Annotated in this window: 15 protein-coding genes; 13 read left to right on the forward strand and 2 right to left on the reverse strand. The window is 64.0% G+C overall.

The window, feature by feature from the left end; genetic code table 11:
* Positions 1 to 387: 387 nt before the first annotated feature.
* The 12 genes from DRB19_RS20760 to DRB19_RS20815 all read left to right on the forward strand — a co-directional run bounded on the left by DRB19_RS20760 (position 388) and on the right by DRB19_RS20815 (position 11392).
* Positions 388 to 654 (forward strand): heavy-metal-associated domain-containing protein, encoded by a 267-nt coding sequence (locus tag DRB19_RS20760; RefSeq protein ID WP_114187942.1) that lies wholly within the window; start codon positions 388 to 390, stop codon positions 652 to 654.
* A 59-nt stretch (positions 655 to 713) separates the two neighbouring features.
* Positions 714 to 944, forward strand: a complete 231-nt coding sequence (locus tag DRB19_RS20765) for a heavy-metal-associated domain-containing protein (RefSeq protein WP_114187943.1) — start codon at positions 714 to 716, stop codon at positions 942 to 944.
* Between the two features lie 10 nt (positions 945 to 954).
* Complete coding sequence (locus tag DRB19_RS20770; RefSeq protein ID WP_114187944.1) at positions 955 to 1461, forward strand: DUF4396 domain-containing protein; 507 nt, start codon at positions 955 to 957, stop codon at positions 1459 to 1461.
* A gap of 108 nt (positions 1462 to 1569) precedes the next feature.
* Positions 1570 to 2034, forward strand: coding sequence for a hypothetical protein (locus tag DRB19_RS20775; protein WP_147021860.1), 465 nt, complete (start codon positions 1570 to 1572; stop codon positions 2032 to 2034).
* A 62-nt stretch (positions 2035 to 2096) separates the two neighbouring features.
* The gene (locus DRB19_RS20780; protein WP_114187946.1) at positions 2097 to 3815 is read left to right on the forward strand and encodes an efflux RND transporter periplasmic adaptor subunit; all 1719 of its coding nucleotides are present in this window, start codon (positions 2097 to 2099) and stop codon (positions 3813 to 3815) included.
* Positions 3816 to 3822: 7 nt separating this feature from the next.
* Positions 3823 to 6948 (forward strand): efflux RND transporter permease subunit, encoded by a 3126-nt coding sequence (locus tag DRB19_RS20785; RefSeq protein ID WP_114187947.1) that lies wholly within the window; start codon positions 3823 to 3825, stop codon positions 6946 to 6948.
* A gap of 21 nt (positions 6949 to 6969) precedes the next feature.
* On the forward strand, positions 6970 to 7344 hold the full coding sequence (locus DRB19_RS20790) for a hypothetical protein (RefSeq protein ID WP_114187948.1): 375 nt from the start codon (positions 6970 to 6972) through the stop codon (positions 7342 to 7344).
* Positions 7345 to 7370: 26 nt separating this feature from the next.
* Positions 7371 to 7808, forward strand: coding sequence for a CopM family metallochaperone (gene copM, locus DRB19_RS20795; RefSeq protein ID WP_174799981.1), 438 nt, complete (start codon positions 7371 to 7373; stop codon positions 7806 to 7808).
* A 113-nt stretch (positions 7809 to 7921) separates the two neighbouring features.
* Positions 7922 to 8890 (forward strand): CDF family Co(II)/Ni(II) efflux transporter DmeF, encoded by a 969-nt coding sequence (gene dmeF / locus DRB19_RS20800; RefSeq protein ID WP_114187949.1) that lies wholly within the window; start codon positions 7922 to 7924, stop codon positions 8888 to 8890.
* Between the two features lie 20 nt (positions 8891 to 8910).
* Positions 8911 to 9396, forward strand: coding sequence for a DUF411 domain-containing protein (locus DRB19_RS20805; RefSeq protein ID WP_373867376.1), 486 nt, complete (start codon positions 8911 to 8913; stop codon positions 9394 to 9396).
* Between the two features lie 387 nt (positions 9397 to 9783).
* Positions 9784 to 10944, forward strand: a complete 1161-nt coding sequence (locus DRB19_RS20810; protein WP_162815787.1) for a TAXI family TRAP transporter solute-binding subunit — start codon at positions 9784 to 9786, stop codon at positions 10942 to 10944.
* Between the two features lie 43 nt (positions 10945 to 10987).
* Complete coding sequence (locus DRB19_RS20815; protein WP_114187992.1) at positions 10988 to 11392, forward strand: DUF5602 domain-containing protein; 405 nt, start codon at positions 10988 to 10990, stop codon at positions 11390 to 11392.
* 237 nt (positions 11393 to 11629) lie between these two features.
* On the opposite strand, the gene DRB19_RS20820 is transcribed toward DRB19_RS20815, so the two are convergent.
* Both DRB19_RS20820 and DRB19_RS20825 read right to left on the reverse strand, forming a co-directional pair.
* Entirely contained in the window at positions 11630 to 14758 is a 3129-nt protein-coding gene (locus DRB19_RS20820) for a PAS domain S-box protein (protein ID WP_114187993.1), read from the reverse strand.
* A gap of 326 nt (positions 14759 to 15084) precedes the next feature.
* Positions 15085 to 15999, reverse strand: coding sequence for an MBL fold metallo-hydrolase (locus tag DRB19_RS20825; RefSeq protein ID WP_114187951.1), 915 nt, complete (start codon positions 15997 to 15999; stop codon positions 15085 to 15087).
* 200 nt (positions 16000 to 16199) lie between these two features.
* On the opposite strand from DRB19_RS20825, the gene DRB19_RS20830 reads away from it, so the two are divergent.
* A complete protein-coding gene (locus tag DRB19_RS20830; protein ID WP_114187952.1) occupies positions 16200 to 16742 on the forward strand; it encodes a DUF2243 domain-containing protein in 543 nt (180 codons plus the stop codon).
* The last annotated feature ends 65 nt before the right edge of the window (positions 16743 to 16807 follow it).

Here is a 16807-nt window from a genome sequence, read left to right on the forward strand (position 1 = left end):
ACTTGTTCGAGCCTCAGGAGTGCTGGAACTACCTCAAGGCAGCCGGATATGCGTCTGTTTAACCGTCCGATGCTTTAACACGGAACATTTCCTGAGCTCTGGATGAGGAGACCCCCATGCAGGGCGGACCCTGAAAACCCCCTGCCCTCCTGGAATATCCGGTGTTCCCCTTTGATGCAGACATTCGGTTCGGTTCAGCTCAGTGCCACATCCGGATGCTCCAAGTTCCCAATGGCAGTATGAAGTGTTCTCATAGCAGGAGTCGTTGCGAGGCTTCCGCGCGGGTTTCCGCCCTGCGTTCAAAAATCCTTCGCAAACCCACTTGACCTTCCCATGATGGGAAGGCGCACCGTCTGCACATTGTCAAAGCCAATCGGAGTTCATCCTATGTGCGGATGCAGTACCCACCAGCCTCATTCCAGCACGACCGCCGTGCTCCATCCGAACGCCGTGACCCTCAAGGTTGAGGACATGACCTGCGGGCACTGCGCAAGCACGATCATAAACGCCGTCGAGGCTGGCCTCCCGGGTGCCAAGGTGCAGGCTGACCCGGCAACGAAGCTTGTCTCGATCCAGAACACCCTAGACCTCGCAAAGGTCGAGTCCTTGATTACCGCCGCCGGCTACACTCCGACGCCTCCAGCACTCGGATAAGCGCAGGCGAGATCCTAGTTTCCTCTCGGATCCTGCCGTGTAAACCAAAGAGCTAGACCATGAACCGCTTCCAAGCCGACAACCTCTTTCGCATCCCAAAGATGATGTGCGCCTCCTGTGTCGCCGCCCTGACCAGCGCCCTGCATGCCCTAGACGGGGTCGCTCACGTCGAGGCTAATCTAATGGCACGGACGGTTCGTGTCGTCTCACGACACTACGAGTCCGCACTCCTGCGAACCTTACGTGAAGCCGGCTTCCCCGCCGAGCCTGTTCTACAGCCTCTCGGGTGAGGAGATCGTCATGCAAACCAACGCTCCTCACCACAATTCTCATCACGACTATCATGAGCACCAAGGCTCCACGGCCCCCGCCCCGAGCCTCAACCGCGTTGCGTTCAGCGCCACCGTCCACTGCCTCACGGGCTGTGCCATCGGCGAGGTGCTTGGCATGGTGATCGGCACCGCCCTGGGCTGGGGCGCCGGCGCGACAATCGCGCTGGCGGTGGCCCTCGCCTTCCTGTTCGGCTACGCCCTGACCATGCTGCCGCTCCTGCGCAGCGGCATGGTGTTCGGCACCGCGATCAGCCTCGCCTTAGCCTCGGACACCGCCTCGATCACGATCATGGAGATCGTGGACAATGCCATCATGCTGGTGATCCCGGGCGCCATGGACGCGCCGCTGTCGAGCCCGCTCTTCTGGGCGAGCCTTGCCTTCGCTCTCGTGATCGCCGGTGTGTTCGCCTTCCCGGTCAACCGGTGGCTCATCGCCCGCGGACAAGGGCACGCTCTCGTCCATACTCATCATTGAAGCAGTCCGCATGGCGGTCCGCCTCACATCCGCCATGTCTTCCGTCGAGGTAACCGCCTGGAAACCTTGCGTCTGCCAGGTCGTTTCCCAGCCTGAAGGAGTGATTCGTTGAGTGCTGTCTGGAACCACTTCCGTCGTCTTGTCGCGAGCCTCATGCTCGTGGTGATGACGTCGTTCGTGCTCCACGGCGGCGCCATGGCGGGCATGCATCAGCATGGCCCGGGTTCGACCGACTGCGCAACGAACGCTACGACGGGGCACGTGCACCAGGCCGCAGCCCATGACCACTCCTCCGAGCAAGTCCACCAGGCGGAGCATGACCACACCGGCAGTGTGACCTACCAGCATCTCGACGCGGCCCTGGACACGGCCGAGGCCGGCGATCCTGCCTCCGACGGGAAGCCTTCGCCCTGCTGTGCCAGCTTCTGCGCCATCGCCCTGACGGCGATCGGACCTGGCTCTATCTCCGCGCCGATAGGCATCGCGGTTGCACTCCTGCCCGTATCCCAGAACGGCACGGGCATGAGCCTCGACGGCCTCAAGCGCCCACCACGAACCCCCAGCATCGCGTAACCGAGCGACCGGCCGAAGCCGTGTCGCTCCCGACGACGTGCTCATGACCCGGGGTCTTCCCAATGTTTACCTGTTCCGACGGCGCCCTGCGCCGCATCCAGTCCACGCTTGCCGGCCTGGGCCTACTGGCTACCATTGCCACCGCGGCGGTTGCCCATGAGGGGCATGACCACAGCGCCCCGCCGCCCGCCGCAGTGACCACCAATCATCCGCGGGTTACTGCCCAGTCGGATGCCTACGAACTCGTTGGGGTCCTGCGTGGCGACCGTCTCGGCATTTACTTGGACCGGTTCGCCTCGAACGAACCTGTGAAGATTGCCAAGATGGCCGTGACCATCGGCGACGAGGAAGCCCAGGCTGAGGCGGCGCCCGATGGCACCTACACGGTGACATCGCCTAAATTTGCGGATGACGGCCCACTGGAACTCATCTTCGCCGTCACTGCGCCTAGTGGCCACGATCTTCTGATTGGCACCCTCCAGTTGCCGGGCAAGCCCGTTGCCGCAGCTCCAGCCCCGGCGCGCAGCTCACCGCTTCAGGTCTTGCAGAACGCACCAACTGTGCGGCTCGGCAGCATTGAGGTAGCCACTCCCTACGTGATCGCCGGCGTAGCGCTCGCACTCGGATTCCTGCTTGGCCTAGCGGCCCGGAGCCGGAGGAGGCTTGTGCCGGTGGCGGGCCTGGCGTTGGTCGTGCTCGTCGTCTCAACGGCTTATGCCTTTGCCCATGAGGGGCATGACCATGGGGCCGATGCAGCGAAGGCCGCTCTGCCCGCAGGCGACGCCCCGCGCCGCCTGCGGGACGGCACGGTGTTCGTACCTAAGCCGAGCCAGCGCCTACTCAATGTGCGGACAACCGTGACGAAACCGGAGGAGGCGCAGAAGGCGGTGAGCCTGATTGGACGGGTCATCGCAGACCCAAACCGGTCCGGCTTGGTGCAGAGCATCAATGGCGGCCGCATCATTGCCCCCGAAAACGGGCTGCCGCGCCTCGGTCAGGCGGTTAGGAAGGGCGACGTGATGGCCCTCGTCGAGCAGGCGGTCCCGCAGGCGGACCGCACCACATTGTCCGAGCGCGTCGGCGAGATCGAGCAGGAGATTGCGGTCGCCGAGACCAAGCTCAAGCGCGTGCGCCAGCTCTCGAATCGGGGCGTCGCCCCGCCAAGCCAGGTCACCGACGCCGAGATCGAGCTGGAGGGCCTGCGTCGCCGGCGCGAGATCGTGCGCCAAACCAGGATCGAGGCGGAGGTCCTGCGCGCGCCCATCGACGGCACCATCGCAGCCGCCCGCGTCGTTGCCGGCCAAGTGGTGGCGTCCCAGGACATCGTCTTCCAGATCGTCGACCCGAAGGGCCTCTGGGTCGAGGCCCTCGTCTACGGCGAGATCGATCCCGCGAAGGTCACCGGCGCCAGCGCCACCGCTGTCGACGGCACCCCCCTGAAGCTCGCCTTCCAGGGGTTCAGCAAGGCGCTCCAGCAGCAGGCCACCGTGGTGCAGTTTGCCGTCGAGAACCCGCCGGGCAACCTGTCGGTCGGCTCGCCGGTCACCGTGTTTGCGCAGAACGGGGCCTCCGTCCGGGACATCATCATGCCCCGGGATGCGGTCGTACGCGGTGCCAACGGCGAGGCGGTCGTGTGGCGCCACACGGATCCAGAGCGCTTCGAGGCCCGGCCGGTGCGGACCGAACCCTTTGATGCGACTCGGCTCGTCATTAGGGCTGGGGTCGGTGAGGGTGAACGGATCGTGATCCGCGGCTCCGAACTCATCAACCAGATTCGGTGAGGCTGCGATGTTCAACTTCCTCGTCAGCAGCAGCCTGAAGAACCGGCTTTTCGTCATCGCAGCGGCGCTCGTGCTCGTCGCCTACGGCTCGTGGATCCTGCCGCGGGTGCCGGTGGACGTGTTCCCGGACCTCAACCGGCCGACCGTCACCCTGATGACCGAGGCGGAGGGCCTCGCGCCGCAGGAGGTGGAGCAGCTCGTCACTTACCCGCTCGAGACTGCGATGAACGGCATGCCGGGTGTGACCCGGGTGCGTTCGGTGTCAGGCGTCGGCCTCTCCATCGTCTATGTCGAGTTCGACTGGAGCACGGACATCTACCGCTCGCGCCAATTGGTGGCCGAACGCCTGGCGCTCGTGGGCGAGCAGCTCCCGCGCGGCGTCACCCCGCAGATGGGTCCCGTGACCTCGATCATGGGCGAGATCATGCTGGTCGCCGTGACGAGCGATACGGTCTCGCCGATGGAGGTGCGCGAGATCGCGGATTTCATCATCCGGCCCCAGCTCCTCACCATTACGGGAGTGGCCCAGGTCATTCCCATCGGCGGCGAGGTGCGGCAGTACCGGATCGTACCCAACATCGCGGCCCTCCAGGCGCTCGACGTTACGCACGAGCAGATCGAGGCCGCCGTCACCCGCTTCGGTACCAACACCGGCGGCGGCTTCGTCGACCAGCACGGGCGCGAGTACCTGATCCGCAACGTCGGCATGACCCGGCGCCTGGAGGACCTGCGCAACACGGTGGTGGTTCACAAGCAGGGCCAGCCAGTCTTCCTGCACCAGGTGGCGCAGGTCGACTTCGCCCCGCGGGTGAAGCGCGGCGATGCGGGCTTCCAGGGCAAGCCCGCGGTGATCGTGTCGATCCAGAAGCAGCCCGGCGCCGACACGGTCGTCCTGACCGGCAAGATCGAAGCGGCGCTAGGCGAAATCCAGAAGACGCTACCGCAGGGCGTGTCGGCCACGAACCTTCAGTTCCGGCAGGCCACCTTCATCGAGACCTCGGTCGACAACGTGAAGCGGGTACTGCTGGAGGCCGCTGCTGTCGTCGCCATCATTCTGATCCTGTTCCTGATGAACGTGCGGGCGACCGTGATCTCGCTCACGGCGATCCCGATCTCGATCCTGGCGACCGTGCTCGTCTTCAACGCACTCGGGCTCACCATCAACACCATGACGCTGGGTGGCCTCGCCATCGCCATTGGTGAGCTCGTCGACGACGCGGTGGTCGACGTCGAGAACATCCTGCGCCGGCTGAAGGAGAACCGGGAGCTTCCGGAACCGCGGCCGGTGCTGGAGGTGATCGCGGCAGCAAGCCAGGAGGTGCGCTCGGGCATCGTCTACGCGACGATGATCATCATCCTGGTGTTCATCCCGCTCTTCGCGCTGTCCGGCATCGAGGGGCGCCTCTTCGCACCGCTCGGCGTGGCCTACATCGTCTCGATCCTGGCCTCGCTCGTCACCTCGATCACGGTCACCCCGGTGCTAGCCTACTACCTGCTTTCCAGACGGGTGAAGGGCCACGAGCACGACAGCTTCGTGGTGCGGCACCTCAAGCGCGGCAACGCGGCCCTGCTGCGATGGGCCTTTGCCCACCGGCGTTTCCTGTTCACCACGATCCTGCTGGGCGTCGGCCTCGCCGCCTACGGGGCGACCCTACTGCCGCGGGCCTTCTTGCCGCCGTTCAACGAGGGCACGCTTACCATCAGCCTCGCCTACAACCCCGGCATCGCGCTGGCGGAAAGTCACCGCCTCGGGCTTTTGGCCGAGACTCTGATCAAGGATGTGCCCGAGGTGATCTCGGTCGGACGTCGCACCGGGCGGGCTGAGCTCGACGAGCACGCGGAGGGCGTACACTCCTCCGAGATCGACGTCGACCTGAAACGGTCGGAGCGCTCGAAGGAGGAGGTGATGGGCGACATCCGCGCCCGTCTGGCCGTCCTGCCTGCGACGCTCAACGTGGGCCAGCCGATCTCGCACCGCCTCGACCACATGCTCTCGGGCGTACGCGCCGAGATCGCGCTCAAGATCTACGGCGAGGACATCGACACGTTGCGCACCCTCGCGGAGGGTCTGCGCGAACGCCTGTCGGGCGTGGAAGGGCTCGTCGACCTCCAGGTCGAGAAGCAGGTGCTTATTCCGCAGCTGCGCATCGACGTCGACTACGAGAGGGCCGGCCTCTACGGCCTCACCCCGGCGACGGTGACGCAAGGTCTGGAGACGATGTCGAACGGACGCACCGTCTCGCAGATCGTCGAAGGCAACCGCCGCTTCGACGTGGTGATGCGCCTGTCCGATCAGGACCGCTCCACGACCGGCCTCGGCAACGTGCTGATCGCCACGCCAACCGGCCACGTGCCGCTACGCATGATTGCGAATGTCGAGGAGACGGACGGACCCAACCAAGTCCTGCGCGAGAACGGCCAGCGCCGGATCGCGGTGCTAGGGAACACCGACGGCAAGCGCGACATGACGGCCATCATTGCCGACATCCGACGCGCCACCGCGGAGACGCAGTGGCCGCAGGGCTACGTCACCCGCCTGGAGGGCACCTTTCAGGCGCAGGAGGAGGCGACGCTTCGGATTGGGGCGCTGTCGCTCCTGTCGCTCGCGATGGTGTTCGTCGTGCTCTACAGCCGCTACCAGTCACCGGCGCTGGCGCTGATCATCATGGGCAACATCCCGCTAGCGCTCATCGGCAGCGTGATCGCCCTCAACATCGCCGGCCAGCCGCTCTCGGTCGCCTCGATGATCGGCTTCATCACGCTGGCCGGCATCTCGGCCCGCAACGGCATCCTGAAGGTCTCTCATTACATCAACCTCGCCCTCTATGAAGGCGAGCAGTTCGGCAAGGACCTCGTGATCCGCGGCAGCCTGGAACGGCTGACCCCGGTGCTGATGACGGCCCTGTCGGCCGGCCTCGCGCTCATTCCGCTGCTGATCGGAGCGGACGAGCCCGGACGCGAAATCCTGCATCCCGTGGCGGTGACGATCTTCGGCGGCCTGATTTCGGCGACGCTGATCGACACCTTCCTCACCCCGGTCCTGTTCCTGACCTTCGGCAAGAAGCCGCTGGAACGCATCCAGGCCAGCCGCGAGGGGCGCGCCGGCGGCCTCACCCCGGCAGAAGCCTTCTGATCCCTATCAAGGAGAAACACCGTGAAGCATCTCGTCCTAGCCCTTGCCATCGCAGCCGCTCCCCTAGGTGCGACGGCCCATGAGGTCGCCAAGGGACCGAACGGCGGCCCCGTTGTCGACAGCTCTGGCCATCACGTCGAGATGGTCGCCAAGGGTTCCGAGCTCGTCCTGTTCCTCACCGAGTCGGACGACAAGCCGCTCGCGTCCGCGGGCACGAAGAACGCCCGCGCCATCGTGCAGGACGGCGGCAGGACGGCGACCGTCCCGCTCCAGGCGGCCGAGCCCAACAAGCTCGTCGGCGCCCTGCCCCAGCCGCTCGGGTCGGGCGCCCGCGTCGTCGTCTCGGCCACCATGGCCGACGGTCACGCCGTGCAGGCCCGCTTCGTCAACAACTGACCTTCCCTCACGCCAAGGAGACAACGATGAAGACCATCACGAAGACCATAGCCGCTCTCGCGCTCACCACCCTGGCGGGCGTGGCGGTCGCGCAGACTTCGCACCAGGGCCACGGCAGCACGCCGCTGTCCGGCGCCATGCCCATGGGCCACATGGACCCGGCCGCGATGCAGAAGATGATGCAGGACATGATGCCGTCGCCGAACGATGTCGCCTCCACGAAGGAGTTCAAGGCGGCGGACATGCAGATGATGCACAACATGCACGTGCCCTACACCGGCAACCCGGATGTGGACTTCCGCACCCACATGATCCCGCATCACCAAGGGGCGGTCGAGATGGCGAAGGTCGCCTTGAAGCACGCCAAGGACCCCGAGACGAAGCGAATGGCCCAGAAGATCATCGACGATCAGGAAAAGGAGATCGCCGAGATGCAGGACTGGCTGAAGAAGAACGGCAAGTAGGATCCCCTGGGACGGTCGTCGAACAGGCGTCCGCCCAATACTCGAGCAACTACAGGCGGCTTCCCGTAACGAGCTGGGTTCCCCATCTAAGTCGGGACAACGAGAGCGATCAGATGCACCATGATGCCCTGCACCAGTGGCAACACGACCACGTCTTCCTTGGCGACGCCCACGACCGGCACGAGCAGCGCACCTGGCTGGTGGTCGGTCTGACTGCGGCCATGATGGTCGCCGAGATCGTCGCCGGAACGATCTTCGGGTCCATGGCGCTGATGGCCGACGGCTGGCACATGTCGACCCATGCTGCGGCGCTCGCCATCGCGGCGCTGGCCTACCGCTTTGCCCGCAAGCACGCGCACGATCCCCGTTTCTCGTTCGGCACCGGCAAGGTCGGCGAGCTCGCGGCGTTCTCCAGCGCGATCATCCTGGCCCTCATTGCCCTGCTAATCGGCTACGAGAGCCTCGTGCGCCTGATGAACCCGGTGCCGATCCAGTTCGGTGAGGCGACGGTGGTGGCGGTGATCGGGCTTGCCGTGAACCTTGTAAGCGCCTGGCTGCTGGCCGGCGACCATCATCATGGGCATCACCATCATGATCACGGACACCATCATGCCCATGGGCATGAGCATCATCATGGCGGCGACATGAACATCCGCGCCGCCTACCTGCACGTTCTCGCCGACGCCCTGACCTCCGTGCTTGCCATCGTGGCGCTGCTTGCCGGGCGGTTCTATGGCTGGACCTGGCTCGACCCCGTGATGGGCGTGGTGGGCGCGCTCGTGATCGCGCAATGGTCATGGGGGCTGATCCGGGCGGCCGGCGCCACTCTCCTCGACACGGTCCCAGATCAGCAGCTTTCCAGGTCGGTCCGTGAAAGGATCGAGGTCGGGAACGATCGCGTGACAGACCTCCATCTCTGGCGCCTGGGTCCTGGTCATACAGGCTTGATCGTCTCGGTCGTGTCGGACACCCCTCAGCCGCCCGACGTCTACAAGCAGCGTCTGAGCGGCATCGAAGGGCTGTCGCATGTGACCGTCGAGGTGCATGCTTGTCCCAACCACCCGCAGCGCGAGGCAGCCTGATCGGCTGCCGGAAAGGCGATCTGATGAACACCATGCATATGACCCGGCGCAGCCTCGTGACCGGTTTGGCGGCATGCGCCCTGCTTGCGTATTCCCGTCCCTTGCGAGCTGAGGATCTTCCGAAGATCGTCGTCAGCAAGGATCCGACCTGCGGCTGCTGCACCGGCTGGGTTCAACATCTGCGCCAGGCGGGCTTCACCGCGGACGTGGTCGAGACCTCCGAGATCAACCGCGTGAAGGTGCGCCTGGGGGTGCCCCAGGATCTTGCCTCCTGCCACACCGCAGAGATCGGCGGCTACGTCATCGAGGGCCATGTACCGGCCGACGCGATCAAGCGCCTCCTCGCCGAGAAGCCGGTGGGCAAGGGACTGGCTGTTGCCGGTATGCCGATGGACTCGCCGGGCATGGAGATGGAGGGCATGGGGCCGGAGACCTACGAGGTTATCCTGTTCGGACCAGCCGGACACAGGGTGTTTGCTCGCTATTCCGGAGCACAAGCCCTCTGATGCTTGAGGCAAAACGCAATAGCCTTTGCCTGGCATGCCCGGATGATCGCTCACGCCAAACCAGTGCACGAGCCTCAAGAATGGAGCTGATTTCCTTGTATGTCCGCTCTGGTCAAACTAGGAAATGCCTGTTCTCCAGGAACGTCCGGTATTCCTTGCTGGCCAACGTTTCATTTACTTCAGCTCAGTGCCGGCAACCGATCATCCGACGTTCGATGCGCAACAAACTGAACTTGCATCGCTCGTAAACGGCTGCTGAAGCGCTTTTGCCGACGAATCTGTGTTCAACATCCGCCGGGCTAACCCTTGAGTGTAGGCGCAAGGAGATAAAGGCTTGTGCTACTGTCTGATCCGCCACCGGTTTAGGTGCCCATGCGGGAGGCCAGCATGGTTCCTGGTAGTGTATCACCGTCCTGGGCAGGGGTACTGGCCGCCGTGCTGCTCCTGCTGACTGGGCTGATCCCGCCGCCGGTCATGGGGCAAACTCCACCATCGACATCATCCGGCAAACAGGCCGCACCAGCCCGGGACCCGAACACAATCGGGATAGTCGCAGGAAGCTCCGAAGGGGGCCAGCTTTCGCTGGTCAATGAGATCGCGAGAGTCCTCGCAGGAGGTCAGGAGACTGGCCCGCGTGGAGAGCTGGCGTTGCGCGTTCTCCCGATTGTCGGCCGCGGCGGGATCCACGACATCCAGGATGTCCTTGCGCTTCCCGGCGTAGACATGACGATTACACAGGAACACCTGCTCTCACGCCTGCAGGAGAGCAAAGAACTCGGGGATCTCAAGAGCAAGCTCGTCTACATCACCAAGCTGTTCAACGAAGAGCTTCACCTGATTGCCCGAGAGGAGATCCGGCAGGTCTCGGATCTTGCGGGTAAGCCCGTCAATTTCGGAGATTATGGCGGTAGTGTTGAGAACATCGCACGCGACCTCTTCAGAACGCTTGGCGTTGCGGTTTCAGAGGTCCACCTGGGCCCGGACGAGGCCATTGAAGAAATGCGCCAGGGCAGGATTGCCGCAACTGCCGTTCTAGCCTCGAAGCCGTCAGCCGTCGTGGAGAACCTCACCCGCGACGGCGGATTTCGTCTTGTTCAAGTTCCTTTCCCGGCCCAAGCAACACTCTACCTGCCCGCCGCGTTGCATCACGAGGACTATCCAACGCTTATTCCAGCCGGCGAGAGGGTAGAGACGATCGCCGCAGGAACGGTCCTCATTGCCTATAATTGGCCTGAGAAGAGCGCCCGCTACCAACTGCTCGGCAATTTCGTTGAATCCTTCTTCTCTCGCCTCTCCGAGTTTCAGGCGGCTCGGCGAAATCCCAGGTGGCAGGAGGTCAACATCGCGGCTGTTCTCCCGGACTGGAGGAGATTCAAGCCAGCCGAGCGCTGGGTTCAGACTTGGCAGGCGCGCCAAGCAGGCGCCGCTTCCACAGGATCGGTACCGCGCGAGACGCCTGGAGGGGCAACGTCGGAAGGGAGAAACAGCGAAACGGAACGTCTGTTTGAGGAATTTCTGCAATGGCGTGAACAACGAGGGAAACGCTGAAGAAGCCCATGCTGTACGGCCCGGAGTCTGAGGGATGATGGCCATGAAAAAGCAGTTAGCTGCGGCAAGCCTGTTGGCAATCTTGGCGGCTTCGGCGGTTGAGGCCCAGACCCCTCTCGGGCCGCCCCGTGGCTTTAAGAGGGTCAGCGATCTCGTGAAGATCCCACGTTTCCTGCCTGGGTTGGGCGTTCTCTACGTCCGGCCCGATACGCTACCGGCAGGCCCCTTCCTTGCTTACGACCGGCGAGGAAGGCGGGTGAGCACCATCTACATGATCCCGGTCGAGGATATCGGAAACCGGAAGAAGTTCGATCTGGCAGGCTTCGCAGGCCGGAATGATCATGTCTCAATCTATTTCAATGAGGGCCATCCTGGTGTCGAGGTGCCTCATTACCATGTCGTGATCTGGCATGTGAACAAGGCGGGTGAGGCGCGGGTCGCGAAGTAAGACACCACGTCGATCGTTCAGCGGGTCGAGGAAAACCCACCGACATCGAAGAAAACGAGCTTCAAGGATGCAATCCTGATGGAGTTGTGAGTCGCGGATTATAGGGGCCGAGAAATGGCACACGGCCGAACGCACCGGGCCTGCCACACGCATTGGACCGCGTGGGGGACAGGCGCGAAATGCGTCTACGGCCGGGTCTTCTGCCGACTAGCTCCATCGAAAACGTACGCTCGGCTCTCACCCGTTCTGGATGATGTCCCGGATTCTCGTCGCCAGCGCCTCGACCGCGAACGGCTTCGTGATCATCTCCATGCCCGGCTCCAGGAAGCCGTTGGCCAGCGTGGCGTTTTCGGCATAGCCCGTGATGAACAAGACCTTCAGGTCCGGACGCGTGACCCGCGCCTGGTCGGCGAGCTGGCGCCCGTTGATTCCAGGGAGCCCCACGTCGGTCACGAGAAGGTCGATGTTCTTGGGGGATTGCAGGATTTTGAGACCCGAGGGACCATCGGCTGCCTCCAGCGCTTGGTAGCCGAGCCCCTGGAGTACCTCGACGGTCAGGTTCCGGATCACGGGTTCGTCCTCGACGACCAGAACCGTTTCACCCGCCTCGGCCCGAGGAGCTTCGGTGACCGGCTCGCTGGGCAGCTCGTCCTCGGCGGCGCCCCAATGGCGCGGCAGGTAGAGCTTGATCGTCGTGCCTTGGCCCACCTCCGAGTAAATCTTGAGGTGACCCTCCGACTGCTTGGTGAACCCATAGACCATGGACAGGCCGAGCCCCGTTCCCTGCCCCAGGGGCTTGGTCGTGAAGAACGGCTCGAAGGCGCGAGCGATCACTTCGGGCGGCATTCCCGTCCCGGTATCGGTGATGCAGATCGCCACGTATTGCCCGGGCGTCACGTCACGCTGGGCAGCCACATAGGCATTGTCGAGATGCGCATTCGCGGTCTCAATCGTGAGCTTGCCGCCGTCCGGCATGGCATCTCGGGCGTTGATCGCAAGGTTGAGGATCGCGCTCTCGAGCTGGTTGGGGTCGCACAAGGTTGTCCACAGCCCGCCTGCGGTGACGATCTCCAGGGCATGTAGCGGGCCGATGGTGCGGCGGAGCAGGTCCTCCATGGATGCGACCAGCCGGTTGACGTTGACCGGCTTCGGGTCGAGTGGCTGGCGCCGCGAGAAGGCGAGGAGCCGATGGGTCAGCGCCGCGGCCCGCTGGGCCGAGCTCATCGCAGCCTTGGCGTAACGCTCGATGTTCTCGGTCCGGCCCTGGCTCATACGGATCTGCATCAGGTCGAGGGAACCGACGATCCCGGCGAGAAGATTGTTGAAGTCATGGGCGATGCCCCCGGTGAGCTGGCCCACTGCCTCCATCTTCTGCGCCTGCCGCAAGGCCTCTTCAGCCTGCCGCAGCGCTTCGGCCTGCTCCTTTTCGGCGTTCACGTCCCGCCCGACCGCATGGATGAACTGCTCATCCGGAACCGCGATCCAGGAGAGCCAGCGATAGGAGCCATCCTTGTGGCGGTAGCGGTTCTCGAACCGAAGCGTTGTGATTCCCTCGGACAGCCGCCCTGCCTCGGCCACCGTGGCGGCATGATCGTCAGGGTGGACAAGGCCCAGGAAGTTCGCGCCGATGAGCTCATCCTCGCGCCAGCCCAACAGGGTCGCCCAGGCCGGATTGACCGCCATGATCGTTGCATCGAAACGCGCCACCAGCATGACATCGGTGGACAGCCGCCACATCCGATCCCGGTCCGCGGTCCGTTCGGCCACCTGCGCCTCGAGGGTCTCGTTCAGCTTGCGGAGTGCATCGGCGGCAGTTTTCTGATCCTCGATGTCCGTGTTGGTGCCGACCCAGCGCACCACGGCGCCATTGTCGCCGCGGATGGGAACCGCCCTTGCGATGTGCCAGCGGTAAGCCCCGTCCGAACGCCGAAGCCTAAACTCGGTCTCGTACGGGATCCCCGACGACAGGGAGACGGCCCACCGGTCACCCACTAAGGCCAAGTCGTCGGGATGCACCATGTAGGTCCAGCCGTCCCCATCAAGCTCACCCGGCAAGGCTCCGCCGTATTCATAGACTTGGTCGTTGAACCAGTCGAGCTGCCCACTGGGAGGCGAGGTCCACACATGGTTCGGCATCGCCTGCGCGAAGGTCCGGAACTGCGCCTCGCTGGCGCGCAGCGCCGCCTCGGCGTGCTTGGTCGCGCTGATGTCGCGGTAGAAGGCAGCCACCCCGCCCAGCACCGGATAGATGCGCAGCGCCAGCCAGAGGTCGTGGCCCCTGCCCTCATCCACGTACCGGTGGTCAAGCTCCACCGGAACTCGTTCGGTCATCGCACGACGATAGGCAGCCTCCATAGGCGTGCCCATGGAGCTGGGGAAGACTTCCCAATGGCTCCGCCCGACGACCTCGCTCTCCGTGCGGCGGTCAAGCCGCAGCCCCTCCGCATTGATCTCGGTGATGCGAAACTCCTCGTCTAGAACGATGAACCCCTCGCTCATGGCAGCCAGCATGCTCGCATAACGCGCGTTGCTCGCGTTGATGGCCGCCTGGGCTAAATGCGCCTCGGTAACGTCGTGGCCTTCGCAGAAGATGCCGGTGACCTTGCCGGCCTCGTCGAGCATGGGTTCGTAGATGAAGTCGAGAAAGAGCTCCTCCATGACAGCATCGGGCGTCACCTGGAGGCGAACAGGGATGTGATGGGCGACGAACCGCTCTCCCGTGGCGTATACTTGGTCGAGCAACTCGTAGAAGCCTTGGCCGGCGAGTTCCGGGAAGACCTCGCGCACGGTCCTGCCGACGAAGTCACGGGCGCCGAACAGGCGTGAATACGCCTGGTTGACGAACTCGAATACATGCTCCGGCCCATCCAGGATCGTGATGAAGCCCGGGGCCCGCTCGAACAGGCGCCGCTGCCGGGCGGTCTCGGCCGCGAGCCGCCGCTCGGCCATGACCTGTCCGGTGATCTCCATGCACGGGCAGAAGAATCCGGCCACCTCTCCGGTCTCATCACGCACCGGCGTATAGGAAAAGGCGAAATGCGTCTCCTCCGGGTAGCCGCGGCGCTCCATAACGAGGGTGATGTCGTCCATGTGGACCGGCTCGCCCGCATACGCCTGCGCGACAATCGGCAGGAGGTCTGACTGAATCTCATGCCAAACAGCGAGGAAGTCACGACCCAGAGCGGCCGGATGCTTGCGCGCGAGGACCTCCACATAGGCATCGTTGTAGAGCAGTGTGCGCTCCGGCCCCCAAGCAATGAACATGGGCTGGTTCGACCCCAGCATGACCCCGACGAGGGCTTTGAGGCCTTGCGGCCACCCCTCGGGAGAGCCAACAGGCGTCGCGGACCAGTCGTGCGCACGCATGAGGGCGCCCATCTCCCTGCCACCAGAGAGAAAGTCCAGCCTTTTGCTTGGCTTAGACCTGCCGTGCATACTGCCTCGTTTCCTTGTTCGCGACGATCCGGGCTATCCCAGCTTCACGCGCTCGATTCCAAGAGTGTGACCCCGCGCCCCGGACCTTAGTGACAGGATGCTGTATCGGCTGCAACAATGCTTAGCGCGAGGAGAGCCCCCCGGCAGAGGTTGTTCCGTCCAAAAACGTTGACGGCGGCGTGAACACGCCCCCGGAGCTCAGGGACATGCCTGCCATTCGAAGACAAGCGTTTGCGGGCTTCCCTATGGTCGGCCCCTCATGCATCGCCCCACGGGGCGTCGTCCAGAGCATTGAGCGGCACCTTGAGGTAGCGCTTGCCGTTGCTCTCCGGTTCCGGTAGGCGCCCCCCGCAGATGTTCACCTGGAGCGCGTGGAGGATGAGCTTGGGCATCGGCAGCTCACGGTCGCGCGCCTCGCGGATTTCCACGAACTCCTCCTCGGACCGGGCCTTGACGAGATGCTTGTTCTCGCGTCGCTGTTGCGCAACCGTGCTCTCCCATTGCGGCTCACGGCCGCCGGGCATGTAGTCGTGCCCGGTGAACAGGCGCGTATCGTCCGGCAGGGCCATGATGCGCTGGATGCTTTGCCATAGGGCGCGGGCTGAGCCGCCGGGAAAGTCGGCGCGAGCCGTGCCCGCATCAGGCATGAAAATCGTGTCGTGAATGAAGGCCGCGTCGCCGACCACGTAGGTGACGGAGGCGAGCGTGTGGCCGGGCGTGAACATCACCTCCACGTCCAAGGAGCCGATCTTGAAGCGCTCGCCATCGGCGAAGAGCTTGTCCCAGTGAGAGCCGTCGGTCGGGAAGCTGTCCGGCCAGTTGTAGATACTTTTCCAGAGCTTCTGGACCTCGACGATCTTCTCGCCGATGGCAGTTAGTGCTCCAGTCCTTTCCTTAAGATAATCAGCCGCCGAAAAGTGGTCGGCATGGGGATGCGTGTCGAGGATCCACTCCGGGACATAGCCCTCACGTTCGATATGAGCGAGCAACCTGTCAGCCGAGGCCGTTGCAGTAGCGCCGGATTTTGGGTCGAAATCCAACACCGGATCAATGACGGCGCATTTCCTCGTCTCGGGATCCGCCACAACGTACTGAACGCTGTTGGTTCGCTTCTCGTAGAAACCCGTCACGAGCGGTCGAGCGTTCAACGGCAGTGAAGTCGGGGTCGACATACCCATGGCTCCTGTTCTCGCCCATGGCTCCTGTTCTCGGCGGGCGGCTCCCGATGCCTTCAGCCGTCCAGCTAGGCTTTACGCCGAAACGTGACTCAGGGTCGGCCCACCGGCAAGAGGCGAAAAATGGCCATGCCCAGGAGGGAAGCACCGGGCTGCCGCCGAGGAACCGCGCCCGCGAAGCACCGTTGCCCTCGTTGATGCAGGAAGCCGAGCATGGTTGCGAGGTTCACAGGGTGACGATCAACGGCAACGGACGAACCGAGGGCGGTTTTCCGGTTTCGGCCGGAATCCTGTTCGGCCTTGGCCTCGGTGGATTCTTCGACGGCATCGTGCTGCATCAGCTCCTGCAATGGCATCACCTGGTCACCAGCGCTGGATACCCGCCACATTCCGTCGAGAACCTGAAGGTCAACACGTTCTGGGACGGCGTCTTCCACGCCGGCACCTACGTGTTTACGATGCTGGGTCTGTATATTCTCTGGCGATACTCGCGAAAGAACCACGTGCGCTGGTCCGGGAAGCTGCTGCCGGGCACTTTCCTAATGGGCTTTGGCATCTTCAACCTCGTCGAAGGCCTCATCAACCACAACCTGCTCGGCCTTCACCATGTGAATGAAACGGTGCCGCGGGAGCAGTGGATCTACTGGGACATCGGCTTCCTGGTCTGGGGCGCCTCGATGCTGATCGGCGGCTGGCTGCTGCTGCGGGCCGGCCGCCGGGATACTGCAGCTAGGCGATAAACCCCTGCTGGCAACTTATCCGGGCCAAGAGAAGCCGTCGGCCCTGCATGGGCTTCGTCTGTTCC

Source organism: Microvirga aerophila (assembly GCF_003332305.1).
Lineage (GTDB): Bacteria > Pseudomonadota > Alphaproteobacteria > Rhizobiales > Beijerinckiaceae > Microvirga > Microvirga aerophila.